This window comes from Streptococcus sp. FDAARGOS_192 (assembly GCF_002073815.2).
Lineage (GTDB): Bacteria > Bacillota > Bacilli > Lactobacillales > Streptococcaceae > Streptococcus > Streptococcus salivarius_H.
The window spans coordinates 790,726-803,572 of the sequence record NZ_CP020431.2 but is presented as its reverse complement, the minus strand read 5'-3'; the positions used below and the strand labels follow the sequence as shown (position 1 = coordinate 803,572).

General features: G+C 38.0%; 13 protein-coding genes. 10 read left to right on the top strand and 3 right to left on the bottom strand.

Annotation, left to right across the window (positions count from 1 at the left end; genetic code table 11):
* The first annotated feature begins 17 nt into the window (after nucleotides 1-17).
* A complete protein-coding gene (locus tag A6J31_RS04870) occupies nucleotides 18-1,415 on the top strand; it encodes a C69 family dipeptidase (RefSeq protein ID WP_080610573.1) in 1,398 nt (465 codons plus the stop codon).
* A 54-nt stretch (nucleotides 1,416-1,469) separates the two neighbouring features.
* Here A6J31_RS04870 and A6J31_RS04865 read toward each other — a convergent pair whose 3' ends face one another.
* Nucleotides 1,470-2,291, bottom strand: a complete 822-nt coding sequence (locus tag A6J31_RS04865) for a PrsW family glutamic-type intramembrane protease (protein ID WP_080610572.1) — start codon at nucleotides 2,289-2,291, stop codon at nucleotides 1,470-1,472.
* A gap of 157 nt (nucleotides 2,292-2,448) precedes the next feature.
* Between A6J31_RS04865 and A6J31_RS04860 the strand changes: the two genes are divergently transcribed.
* The 3 genes from A6J31_RS04860 to A6J31_RS04850 all read left to right on the top strand — a co-directional run bounded on the left by A6J31_RS04860 (nucleotide 2,449) and on the right by A6J31_RS04850 (nucleotide 5,066).
* Entirely contained in the window at nucleotides 2,449-3,993 is a 1,545-nt protein-coding gene (locus tag A6J31_RS04860) for a zinc ABC transporter substrate-binding protein AdcA (RefSeq protein ID WP_080610571.1), read from the top strand.
* A 217-nt stretch (nucleotides 3,994-4,210) separates the two neighbouring features.
* Complete coding sequence (locus A6J31_RS04855; protein ID WP_004182057.1) at nucleotides 4,211-4,609, top strand: hypothetical protein; 399 nt, start codon at nucleotides 4,211-4,213, stop codon at nucleotides 4,607-4,609.
* A 145-nt stretch (nucleotides 4,610-4,754) separates the two neighbouring features.
* Nucleotides 4,755-5,066 (top strand): hypothetical protein, encoded by a 312-nt coding sequence (locus tag A6J31_RS04850; protein WP_002891096.1) that lies wholly within the window; start codon nucleotides 4,755-4,757, stop codon nucleotides 5,064-5,066.
* 54 nt (nucleotides 5,067-5,120) lie between these two features.
* Here the strand turns inward: A6J31_RS04850 and A6J31_RS04845 are convergent, their stop codons facing one another.
* The gene (locus A6J31_RS04845; RefSeq protein ID WP_080610570.1) at nucleotides 5,121-6,128 is read right to left on the bottom strand and encodes a YeiH family protein; all 1,008 of its coding nucleotides are present in this window, start codon (nucleotides 6,126-6,128) and stop codon (nucleotides 5,121-5,123) included.
* A 172-nt stretch (nucleotides 6,129-6,300) separates the two neighbouring features.
* Between A6J31_RS04845 and A6J31_RS04840 the strand changes: the two genes are divergently transcribed.
* Nucleotides 6,301-7,014 carry a glycoside hydrolase family 73 protein gene (locus A6J31_RS04840; RefSeq protein WP_037600011.1) on the top strand — a complete coding sequence of 238 codons (714 nt, stop codon included), beginning with the start codon at nucleotides 6,301-6,303 and terminating at the stop codon, nucleotides 7,012-7,014.
* 95 nt (nucleotides 7,015-7,109) lie between these two features.
* Here A6J31_RS04840 and A6J31_RS04835 read toward each other — a convergent pair whose 3' ends face one another.
* Nucleotides 7,110-8,018, bottom strand: a complete 909-nt coding sequence (locus A6J31_RS04835; protein WP_002891090.1) for a LysR family transcriptional regulator — start codon at nucleotides 8,016-8,018, stop codon at nucleotides 7,110-7,112.
* 207 nt (nucleotides 8,019-8,225) lie between these two features.
* Here A6J31_RS04835 and glmS point away from each other — a divergent pair, with 207 nt between their 5' ends.
* The 5 genes from glmS (at nucleotide 8,226) to A6J31_RS04810 (ending at nucleotide 12,828) form a co-directional block, all read left to right on the top strand.
* Nucleotides 8,226-10,034, top strand: coding sequence for a glutamine--fructose-6-phosphate transaminase (isomerizing) (gene glmS / locus A6J31_RS04830; protein WP_080610569.1), 1,809 nt, complete (start codon nucleotides 8,226-8,228; stop codon nucleotides 10,032-10,034).
* Between the two features lie 117 nt (nucleotides 10,035-10,151).
* Nucleotides 10,152-10,484 (top strand): zinc ribbon domain-containing protein YjdM, encoded by a 333-nt coding sequence (locus tag A6J31_RS04825; RefSeq protein WP_002891088.1) that lies wholly within the window; start codon nucleotides 10,152-10,154, stop codon nucleotides 10,482-10,484.
* A gap of 200 nt (nucleotides 10,485-10,684) precedes the next feature.
* Nucleotides 10,685-11,326 (top strand): amino acid ABC transporter permease, encoded by a 642-nt coding sequence (locus A6J31_RS04820; RefSeq protein ID WP_002891087.1) that lies wholly within the window; start codon nucleotides 10,685-10,687, stop codon nucleotides 11,324-11,326.
* 8 nt (nucleotides 11,327-11,334) lie between these two features.
* Nucleotides 11,335-11,964 (top strand): amino acid ABC transporter ATP-binding protein, encoded by a 630-nt coding sequence (locus A6J31_RS04815; RefSeq protein WP_002891086.1) that lies wholly within the window; start codon nucleotides 11,335-11,337, stop codon nucleotides 11,962-11,964.
* 12 nt (nucleotides 11,965-11,976) lie between these two features.
* Nucleotides 11,977-12,828: an amino acid ABC transporter substrate-binding protein gene (locus A6J31_RS04810; protein ID WP_002891085.1), complete on the top strand. Its 852-nt coding sequence runs from the start codon at nucleotides 11,977-11,979 to the stop codon at nucleotides 12,826-12,828.
* The last annotated feature ends 19 nt before the right edge of the window (nucleotides 12,829-12,847 follow it).

Sequence of the window (12,847 nt, the reverse complement as noted above, 5' to 3'; positions counted from 1 at the left end):
GTAGAAAGGAAACTTTTATGGCTTGTACAACGATTTTAGTAGGTAAGAAAGCCTCATATGATGGCTCTACCATGATTGCACGTACTGAGGATTCTCAGTCTGGCATTTTTACGCCCAAAGAATTTCTCGTCGTGACCCCTGAAGACCAACAGCGTCATTATCAGTCTGTGCTTAGCAATTTTTCAATTGATTTGCCAGATAATCCTCTACGTTATACTTCTGTTCCAGATGCACTTGGTAAAGACGGTATCTGGGGTGAAGCTGGTATCAACTCAGCTAATGTTGCCATGAGTGCAACAGAAACAATCACCACCAATGCGCGTGTACTCGGTGCAGACCCACTTGTTAAAGATGGTTTTGGAGAAGAGGATATGTTAACATTGGTCTTGCCATATATCAAGACGGCGCGTGAAGGTGTCCTTCGTTTGGGGCAACTTCTTGAAACTTACGGAACTTACGAATCTAATGGTATTGCATTCTCAGATACTGAAGAAATTTGGTGGCTAGAGACCATAGGTGGTCACCATTGGATTGCAAGACGTGTTCCAGACGATGCCTATGTCACTAACCCAAACCAACTTGGCATCGATCACTATGAGTTTGAAAATCCAGACGACTATCTTGCCTCACCAGACATTCGAGCTTTTATTAATAAACATCATTTGGATTTGACTTATTCTAATGAACACTTTAATCCACGTTATGCTTTTGGTAGCCAACGAGATAAGGATCGTCATTATAATACACCACGCGCTTGGGCTATGCAGAAATTTTTGAACCCAGAAAAAGACTATGATCCAAAATCATTCTTTATTCCATGGTGCCAAAAACCATACCGCAAAATTACAGTTGAAGATGTTAAATACGTTTTGAGTCTTCATTACCAAGATACACCTTATGACCCTTACGGACCTCAAGGAGATGCTGTAAGTCAACGCCAATTCCGTCCAATTGGTATTAACCGTACTAGTCAAACAGCTCTCTTGCAAATGCGTCCTAACAAACCATCAGAAACAACAGGTATTCAGTGGCTAGCCTATGGATCAATGCCATTTGGTACAATGGTGCCATTCTGGACTCAGGTCGGAACAACACCTGCTTACTTCCGTCAAACAACTGATAAAGTAGATACAGGCAATTTCTACTGGAGTAATCGCTTGATTGCTGCTATCTGTGATCCTCATTTCCAACAGCATGAGGCTGATTTGGATGCTTATGTAGAAACAACGATGGCTCTTGGCCATGCCATGATTAATCATGTCGACAATGCTTTAGCAAATGGTGAGAGTATTGATTTTGAATCTGAAAATCAAAAGATTAGTGACCAGATTCAGTCAGAAACAGATAAACTATTGGCAAAAGTCTTAGATGATGCAAGTAATTTGATGACCAATCGTTTTTCTATGAGTGATTAAAGTCATCAAAAAAACCTTTCCAATTTTATGGAAAGGTTTTTTCGTAGTCTAATCTTACTTGTTTTCTTCATCTAGTTTTGAGAGGATCTGATAAAGTGTAATGAAGAAGAAAAGATTGAGTGAAATGAGAAGGCCTGATGCCCATGGCAAATCGCTTTCTAAATTTCGAAGAGGTGAATTCCAAGCAAAGTGTGCCGCAAAAGCACCGCAAGCATAAAGAATACCAATAAGACCGTACTTGGAATTAATGAGTTTTTGACGTGAACGCCATATAAGGACTAGCCCCATAGCAAGGAAGGACGTGTAAAGCCAGTGAGACGATACAGCACCAATAGTTCGACCAAGAATCCCTGAAACCGTATAAGAAAAACCATCAGGCAAATCTGAAAGAATATAGGAGAAGTCTTCACTAATCTGGAAGCCAAGACCTGCCGTAATAGCGACAAGCAAGAGCCCCTTGTAACTTTTTGTTGGCACCATATAGATAGCAAAGAGAAAAGCAGCTAGTTTGAGGGGTTCTTCAACTAGGGGAGCCATAAGAGCGTCCTCAAAGCGGTAGAAGAAACTCTTTGAAGAAAGATGAGCAGTCACCCAGTCGTGAGAAATGGTATTGGCATAACCAGCTATCCATCCTGTAATAAAGACTCCACCAATTAGAGCAAATATGAGAACAAGTGGTTTCACCTGCCATCTCTTGCCTAAGTATCGAACCAGAAATATTCCTGGTAGGATATAACATAAGGCAATTAGTGTTGATAGTCCAATAATACCGTATGCTGAACCAGACAAGGCACCTGAGGTGTATGATTGCGTATCATAAGTCAGGCCAATGGATGAAAGCAATAAAAAAAGATATAGGGTAAATTTACGAAACATTGATAACCTACTTTCCAAATGATATTTCCAGTATATCAAATAATTCTTTTTCATCGAAATATTTCAATTTTTTTATTTTAGTACTTGCAAAATAAATGAAGTGTGATATACTTAACCAGTAAACTATTAACTGGTTAAGTATTTTGAAAGGAATATCATGAAAAAGAAACGCATTTTTGGCCTAGCAGGAATAGCAGCAGTTGTTTTAGCTGCTGGTGCAGGTATTTATTATTCGACTAGTCACCACGGTTCAAAAGGAAATAGTGACTTGAAGGTTGTAACCAGCTTTTACCCTGTTTATGAATTTACAAAGCAGGTTGTTGGTGATGAGGGAGAGGTGTCTTATCTTATTCCCGCTGGTAGTGAAGCTCACGATTTTCAACCATCTACTAAGAATGTCGCTGACATTGAAAAAGCAGACACTTTCGTCTACCTAAATGAAAATATGGAAACCTGGGTTCCAAAAGTTGAAAAGTCTATCAACACTAAAAATACAAAAATCATTAAGGCAAGTCAAGGCATGGTTCTCTTACCTGGAATAGAGGAAGAAGATCATAATCACGGTGGAGAAGAGCATCACCACGAATATGATCCTCATGTTTGGCTCTCACCTAAACGTTCTCAAAAATTAGTTGAAACTATTAGGGACGGTTTGATTGCTCAACATCCAGATAAAAAAGCAGTCTTTACAACCAATGCCGAGAAATACCTTAAAAAATTAAAGACTTTGGATAAGGAGTATACTGAAGCCTTTAGTCAAGCGAAACAGAAAAGTTTTGTTACCCAACACTCAGCTTTTGCCTACCTTGCTTTAGATTACGGTTTGACACAAGTACCAATTTCAGGTGTTTCAGCTGAATCTGATCCATCTGCAAAACGTATCGCTAGCCTTTCTAAGTATGTCAAAGAATATGACATTAACTATATCTACTTTGAGGAAAATGCTTCAAGTAGCGTTGCCAAAACCTTAGCTAATGAAGTAGGAGTTAAGACAGCAGTTTTAAATCCAATTGAATCACTAACTAAGGAACAGTTGAAAAAAGGTGAAGATTATGTCAGTGTTATGACTGAGAACCTAAAGAATCTTCGTTTAACAACAGATGTTGAAGGTAAAGCTATCCAACCTGAAACAGGAAGTGATGATAAGAAAACAGTCCAAAATGGTTACTTTGATGACAAAGATGTCAAAGATAGAGAACTTTCTGATTGGTCTGGTGAGTGGCAATCGGTCTATCCTTACCTCCAAGATGGTACTTTAGATCAAGTATTTGAATACAAAGCTCTATTGAATAAGGATAAAACCGCAAAAGAGTATAAAGAGTACTACACTAAGGGCTATCAAACAGATGTTTCTAAAATTGCTATTGATGGTAAAAAGATGACCATGACTTTCACAAAAAATGACGGAAGTAGCGTGACACACACTTATCGTTATGATGGTTATAAGATTTTGACTTATACTTCTGGTAAAAAAGGTGTCCGTTATCTCTTCACAGCAACTGACAGTCAAGCTGCTGACAATCCTTACCAATATGTCCAATTTTCAGATCATCAAATAGATCCAACAACTTCAGCACATTTCCATATTTTCTTCGGAAATAGTAGCCAAGATGAAATTCTAAAAGAGATGGACAATTGGCCAACTTACTATCCTGAAAAACTTAGTGGCTTGGAAATTGCACAAGAAATGGTTAGTCATTAATACTAGAATTGCACTCATTCGTGAGTGTTTTTCTTTTTTAAAAAATCTTTCATTTCTTAAACTCTTAGAAAATCGCTAGTGTCATTATTTTTAAATAGAAATTTAAAGCATGGTATTATTTCTAAAAAAATCCTGTAAAAAATTAAATAATTACTACATTTTTTCATTCTTTAGTGGTACAATAATAGTACGATTTTCAGATGACCAGGAGAGACCCATGAACCAGTATTTAGTAGCGATACATTATATTCAACTGCTTCAAGCAGAACTCGATATTCTAAATCATGATGCACGCTTGCTTTTTGATTTAAAGATTGAACCGAATCTTGCTAAACGAGAGCTTGCTGACTTGAAAGTATCCCTATCTAAATTATCTGACAAAAACCTTTATATCGAAGGTACAATCTGGTATCAACCAAGTTTGTTTGCAATCATTGATCAAAATTTAGGGGTTATTGATGACTGGCTCAAGGAATTAGATGACTTCTTTGAATTTACCTATAGTACAACAGTTTTCACTGTTTTGAAAGAAAATGAAAATCGAAGTTACGACTTATTACTTGGTCTCTATAGCCGTCTAGAATACGTTATCTCAGAAATAAAAAATAGCCGTTAGATGACTAACGGCTTTTAGTATATAGAAAAATATAGGTTCTGTTTTAAATATCAAATAATTTGACAAAATACCCAAATGTGTGTAAAATAAAATTTGAAAATACTCTAATAAAAAGAATGTTAAGTTAAAGGAAGATAATAACTAAGTGAGTAAACAGGGGTTGAAATTGGGGGCTTTTGTTAAATATTATTTGGTGAGCCTTGCGTCACTGAGCTTTTTATGTCTTATTTTGTATGGGCTATATTCTTTAAACGGGCTCATTCCTTTTTCTCTAGACAGAACTTCAAGTCATGAAGTAAAGCATTATTCAGGGCAGACCACCTCTTCGGTAAAAAAAGATGATGATTATAAGGTTCAGGATATTAGTGGTGAAACCAAGAGCTACAATGTTGATTTGAAAGTAACAAACGATGGGGACAAGGTTATTCAAACCTATGTCTTTGAGTATAAAAAATGATTCTATAATAAAAACTCACAAACTTAGCAAGATTGTGAGTTTTTTAGATGTCTTTTACCAAAGTCCTAATAGCTTTTGCATGAGAAGAGAAGCAAGACTGATTAATAACCAACAAACTCCTCCCACTAGAAGTGCTGAGCCTCCTTTAGTGATTAGTTGTTTGAGATTTGTTTGGAAACCAATAGCTGCCATGGCCATAATAATCATAAATTTCGAAAGGTCTTTTAAAGGTGAAAAGACGGCAGGTGTTACACCGAGTGACATTGAAACAGTTGTAATCAGTGAGGCCAAAAGGAACCAAAGGATAAAGTTAGGCACTGCTTTGGCTAGCGAGAATGCTTCCTTTGTATTGTACTTTCGCGACTGCCATACAGAAAGCCCAAGAGTTATAGGGATGATAGCAAGCGTTCGAGTCAACTTAACAATTGTCGCCTGCTCTAGAATGGATGTTCCATGTAAGCTATCCCAAGAGCTTGCTGTAGCAGTTACAGAAGAAGTATCATTGACAGCTGTTCCAGCAAATATGGCAAAGCCTTGATTGCTAAGTCCCAACCAGGATCCCAAGTGAGGGAAGAGTAGAGCTGCTAAGATGTTGAAAAAGAAAATTACAGAGATTGCTGTTGCAATAGATTCATCTTTAGCCTTGATTACAGGAGCAGTTGCAGCGATAGCAGAGCCCCCACAAATAGAAGAACCAACACCTACTAAAGTAGCAATTTCACTATCTAACTTGAACATGCGATGAACGGCATAAGCAGTAAGCAGTGCCGTAGTAATAGTTACTAGAATAATGGGAAGTGATGTTACGCCAACCTTAAAGACTTGGGAAAGATTTAGTCCAAATCCAAGAAGAATAACAGCGTATTGTAATACTTTTTTAGATGTGAATTGCATTCCTGCTTTAAGTTTCTGTGAATCTCTTAGAATTATTCCTAGCAGAAGTCCTATAAATAAACCAAGGACAGGTCCACCAATAATAGGGAACAAGTTTCCAAGGAACCATGCTAGGAGAGATATAAGTATTGCAATACTTAATCCGGGTAAGAATTCTTTTATTTTCATTCATCTATCTCCTTAAAATTTGACTATATTATAGCTTATTATAAATATGATGTAAAGATGACATTTGCTTTATTTATCAAGGAAAATAGGTCTGAAAGTTGCGACTTGTCAGTTTTTCTGATAGAATAGTATTAAAATATTATAATCGAAAATCTTATGAAGGAAGGGTTGTATGTATCGTCATTTAAAGAAGTATATGATTTTTATCGTGGGAGCTTTTATGTGTTCACTTTTTTTGGTTCTAGCTTTTACAACAGATAGAAAAAATGATAACAGTGTTAATGCTAAAGCAGAAGCTGCCTACAATCAAACTACGACGGCTTTTATTGATAGTATCGGAGAGACTGCTAGACAGATTGGTCAAGATTACAATATCTATGCTTCTGTTCTAATTGCTCAAGCCATTCTGGAATCAAATTCAGGTCAGTCTGGTCTGAGTCAAGCTCCTTATTACAACTTCTTCGGGATTAAGGGCACTTATAATGGGAATTCTGTGACCATGCGTACATGGGAAGACGATGGTACAGGGAAGACTTATGAGATTGATGAACCTTTCCGTTCTTATGGAAGTCTAAGCGATTCTTTAGCTGATTATGCTGCTTTGATGACGTCATCAACTTATGCTGGTACTTGGAAATCAAATACAAGTAGTTATGCAGATGCCACTCAAGCACTGACAGGAACTTATGCAACTGACAGTCTTTACGCGTCTAAATTAAATAGCATTATTGCATACTATGGTTTGACTGCTTATGATCAAGCTCCAGTTACCCAAGCAACTGGTTCAACAAGTGGCCTTGTTTGGAACAGCTATAGGGGCTCATACACAGATGCTGAGACTTTATCTATAGATGAGGCTTGGGCAAGCTATAAAAATTATAAATAATGATGAGAGTCGAAAGGCTCTTTTTTTTGTGCACTAAAATTGGACAGTTTGGGCGATAAAAAGTCCCCAACATTATATGCAGGGGACTAAATCTATTAGTTGTCAAAAGTGACTTCTTTAACGAGGTTATCTAGGAATTTTTCCCCCATTTTAGAGAGGGTTGCCTTTTCATGTTTCAAGTAAACAATATCAATTTCATCATCAATATCAAGCGGGATAGAGACAATGTTATCTCCATTCAAATTACTATTTAAAATACCTGTAGCAATGGTGTAACCATCCAAACCGATTAATAGGTTGAAGAGTGTTGCACGGTCTGAAACCACGATGGATTTTTTATGGGGAATCTGAGAGAGAATCTCTTCAGAATAGTAGAAGGAATTATGAATCCCTTGGTCGTAGCTAAGGTATGGGAAGTCTTCTAAATCTTCTAAAGAGACAACTTCATGCTTTGCCAAGGGATTTGACTTGCTGACAAAGATATGTGGTCTAGCTTTGAAGAGACTAGTATATGTGAGACGGTTGTCGTCAAACATCTTAGTCAAGACATCTCGGTTATAGCTGTTAAGGAAGAGAACACCAATTTCTGAACGGAAGTTCTTAACGTCCTCAATAATTTCGTAAGTACGTGTTTCACGTAAGAAGAGCTCGTAACGTGTCATATCAGCTCTTTTGAGAAGTGAGACGAAAGCATTGACAACAAAAGCGTAGTGTTGAGAGGAAACACTAAACAATTCACGTGTCTCTGTGTGACTCTTGTAGCGTTCTTCCAAGAGATTCGTTTGTTCCACTACCTGACGGGCATAAGAGAGAAATTCAACGCCATCCTTGGTTAAGGTGATTCCCTTAGGGTTACGGATAAAGATATCAATTCCCATTTCTCTTTCCAAGTCACGAACAGCATTTGAAAGACTTGGTTGTGTGATGAAAAGTTGTTTTGCAGCTTCATTCATTGAGCCGGTTTCGACGATTTTGATAATATAATGTAATTGTTGAATTCGCATAGCCTTATTATAGCATATTTTAAGGATTATTCCTTAGGATAAGAGGCGAGTAAAAAGTCTTTTTAGGACTATACCAATTTTTATACTTGACAATGTCAAATATATGGAATATACTGTCCTCGTTAAGCTTTTTAAAGAGCTTATTGACTATACCAATTTTAAATGAAGGAGACATGACCTCTTTGATCTGAGGTTATTATTAAAAATATGTGTGGAATTGTTGGTGTTGTAGGTAACACAAATGCAACTGATATCTTGATTCAAGGACTTGAAAAGCTAGAATACCGTGGTTATGATTCAGCTGGTATCTTTGTAGCGGGCGATGCATCTAGTCAATTGGTTAAGGCTGTTGGCCGTATTGCGGAACTTGCTGCTAAAACTGAAGGAGTAGAAGGCACAGCCGGTATTGGACATACTCGTTGGGCAACTCACGGTAAACCAACAGAGGACAATGCTCACCCACACCGCTCAGAAACAGAACGTTTTGTTTTGGTTCACAATGGTGTTATTGAAAACTATCTTGAAATTAAGGAAGAATACCTTGCTGGTCACCATTTCAAAGGTCAAACCGATACTGAAATTGCAGTTCACTTGATTGGAAAATTCGTTGAAGAAGATGGTTTGTCAACTCTTGAAGCATTCAAGAAAGCTCTTCACATTATCCGTGGATCATATGCCTTTGCCCTCATGGATTCTGAAGATTCCTCAACAATTTACGTGGCAAAAAACAAATCACCACTTTTGATTGGTCTTGGTGATGGCTATAACATGGTCTGCTCAGATGCCATGGCTATGATTCGCGAAACTAATCAATACATGGAAATTCACGATCAAGAGTTAGTTATCGTGAAAGCTGATAGTGTTGAAGTTCAAGATTATGATGGCAATGTAAAAGAACGTGATAGCTATACAGCTGAACTTGACCTATCTGATATTGGTAAAGGCACTTACCCTTACTACATGCTCAAAGAAATCGATGAGCAACCAACAGTGATGCGTAAGCTTATCCAAGCCTACACAGATGACAAGGGGCAAGTGACTGTAGATGCTGATATTATCAAGGCTGTTCAAGAGGCTGATCGTATCTATATTCTTGCGGCAGGAACATCATATCATGCTGGTTTTGCTTCTAAGAAGATGCTTGAAGAGTTGACAGATACACCAGTTGAGCTTGGTATTTCTTCTGAGTGGGGTTATGGTATGCCACTCCTTAGCAAGAAACCTCTCTTTGTCTTTATTAGCCAATCAGGTGAAACAGCAGATAGCCGTCAGGTTCTTGTTAAAGCTAACGAGTTGGGTATTCCAAGTTTGACAGTGACAAACGTTCCGGGATCTACTCTTTCTCGTGAAGCTGACCACACCATGCTTCTTCACGCTGGCCCAGAAATTGCCGTAGCTTCTACTAAAGCTTATACTGCTCAGATTGCAGCTCTTGCCTTCTTGGCTAAAGCAGTTGGTGAGGCTAATGGTAATGAAAAAGCTAAAGCTTTCGACTTGGTACATGAATTGTCACTTGTAGCACAATCTATCGAATCAACACTCTCTGAAAAAGAAGTTATTGACGAGAAAGTGGCAGCTCTTCTTGCAGAAACACGTAATGCTTTCTATATTGGTCGTGGTCAAGATTACTACGTTGCTATGGAAGCTAGTCTTAAATTGAAAGAAATCTCATATATCCAATGTGAAGGTTTTGCAGCAGGTGAGTTGAAACACGGAACAATTGCTTTGATCGAAGATGGTACACCTGTTATTGCCCTCTTGTCTGACGCTGTTCTTGCTAGCCACACTCGTGGTAATATCCAAGAGGTTGCAGCACGTGGTGCTAAAGTGTTGACTATTGCTGAGGAAAATGTTGCTAAAGAAGGCGATGACATCGTTCTTAATAACGTTCACCCTTACTTGTCACCAATTTCAATGGTTGTACCGACACAATTGATTGCTTATTTTGCAACACTCCATCGTGGACTCGACGTTGATAAACCACGTAACTTAGCTAAATCAGTTACTGTTGAATAAAAATACCAACATCTCTTACAGTGTAAGGGATGTTGTTTGTTTTTATCGTTTTCACCCTTGCTTAATTAGGAAATCTAAAGTAGAATAGTATCTATATCACAATCTTAGGAGAGAATTATGTCATTACCAAATTGTCCAAAATGTAACTCAGAGTATGTTTATGAAGATGGAATCTTACTTGTATGTCCTGAATGTGCCTATGAGTGGGATCCAAACGAAGTTGCAGAAGAAGAAGGGCTTGTGGTTCTTGATAGCAATGGCACACGTCTTGCTGACGGTGACACTGTTACAGTTATCAAAGATTTGAAAGTTAAAGGTGCGCCAAAAGATATTAAACAAGGCACACGTGTTAAAAATATTCGTTTGGTTGAAGGTGACCACAACATTGATTGTAAGATTGATGGTTTTGGTGCTATGAAACTTAAATCTGAATTTGTTAAGAAAATCTAAAATAAGCTTTAGAGATGCTAGACTTAAGTATTGTTTGTTTCTCAGGACAGACTATTTAAGTCTCTCAGGAGTGTGACTATGAACTCATTTTGAAAAATGGGTCTAGTCGCACTCCTTTTTACTATTTTCAAAATCTTATATCATTTTTTTAAATAATTTGGTATAATATTCAACAATACTAAATAATTATAGGAGTTTATATGTCATACGTTTTGGAAGTATTACCAGCCCTTTTGAACGGTGCGGTAGTCACACTTCAAGTATTCTTCATTGTTATCGTACTGTCGATTCCATTAGGGATTGTACTTGCTTTCTTAATGCAGATTAAATTCAAACCTTTAAATTGGTTGCTAACCCTTTATGTTTGGATTATGCGTGGAACACCCCTCCTTTTACAATTGATCTTCGTTTATTACGTTCTTCCAAGTGTTGGGATTGTCTTTGACCGTCTGCCAGCTGCTATTCTTGCTTTTACGCTTAATTATGCAGCTTATTTCGCAGAGATTTTCCGTGGAGGAATCTTGGCTATTCCGAAAGGACAATATGAAGCAGCAAAAATGCTTAAACTTAGTCCTTTCCAAACCATCCGCTACATTATCCTTCCTCAGGTAGTCAAGATTGTCTTGCCAAGTATCTTCAACGAGATTATTAACTTGGTTAAGGATTCATCATTGGTTTATGTGCTTGGGGTTGGAGACCTTCTTTTGGAGAGTCGTACCGCTGCGAACCGTGATGCGACCTTAGCACCGATGTTTGTGGCTGGAGCTATCTATCTTATCCTTGTGGGTGTGGTGACTGTGGCTTCAAAACACATCGAAAAGAAATTCAACTATTATAAATAGGAGACCTTATGTTAGAATTAAAAAATATTTCCAAGCAATTTGGTCAACACAAAATTTTTGATAACTATAACCTAACTGTCGAAGAAGGGAAAATCTTAGCTATTGTCGGACCATCTGGTGGTGGTAAAACGACTCTCTTGCGTATGCTAGCAGGACTTGAAACCATTGATTCAGGACAAATTATTTATGAAAATGAAGAGATTCCTTTGGATCAGATGGAAAGTCGTAACTTGCTAGGTTTTGTCTTCCAAGATTTCCAACTGTTTCCGCACTTGACAGTCTTAGATAACCTAACGCTTTCGCCAATTAAGACGATGGGAATGTCTAAGGAAGATGCCCAGAAAAAAGCTCAAGCCCTACTTGACCGTTTAGGTCTTGGAGCTCACGGAAATGCTTATCCTTACTCTCTTTCTGGGGGACAAAAACAACGTGTTGCATTTGCGCGTGCTATGATGATTGATCCGAAAATTGTCGGCTATGATGAACCAACATCAGCTCTTGACCCTGAGTTGCGTCAAGAAGTTGAGAAATTGATTTTGCAGAATCGTGAGACTGGGATTACGCAAATCGTTATCACTCATGATATGCAGTTTGCACAGCACATCGCCGATGAGATTGTCACTATCAATCCAAAATAGTGAGGATTTTCCATGAAAAAAATAGTAAAAACGATTTTGCTAGGCTGTCTTGTCATTTTGCCTTTGTTTGCGCTATCAGCTTGTAGCTCGCGCTCACATTTTGCAACTCAGAAAGATCAGTGGCAAACCTATACCAAAGAAAAGAAAATCAAAATTGGTTTTGATGCGACCTTTGTTCCTATGGGATATGAGGAAAAGGATGGTAGCTATGTTGGTTTTGATATTGATCTTGCCACTGCAGTTTTTAAATTGTATGGTATCGATGTCGAATGGCAGGCTATTGACTGGGATATGAAAGAAACAGAACTGAAGAATGGGACAATTGATCTTATTTGGAATGGTTACTCGGTCACGGATGAGCGTAAGCAGTCTGCAGACTTTACAGTGCCTTATATGGTCAATGAACAAGTACTGGTAACCAAAAAGTCTTCGGGAATTGATTCTGTTGCAGGAATGGCAGGTAAGACCTTAGGTGCCCAAGCAGGCTCTTCCGGTTATGATGCTTTCAATGCTTCTCCGAAGATTTTGAAGGATATCGTGACCAACCAAAAAGCAGTCCAATATTCGACCTTTACTCAGGCCTTGATTGACCTTGATAGTGGACGTATTGACGGCCTATTGATTGACCGTGTGTATGCTAATTACTACTTAGAAAAATCAGGAGTTCTGGATCAGTATAACGTTATGCCTGCTGGTTACGAGGGTGAAAGCTTTGCTGTAGGTGCTCGTAAGGCAGATAAGACACTTATTAAAAAAATCAATCAAGGATTTAGAACCCTTTATAAAAATGGAGAATTCCAAAAGATTTCTGACAAATGGTTTGGCGAAGATGTTGCCACCGACCAAGTTAAAGGGAAAAAATAGAAGGATAACAACATTCTAG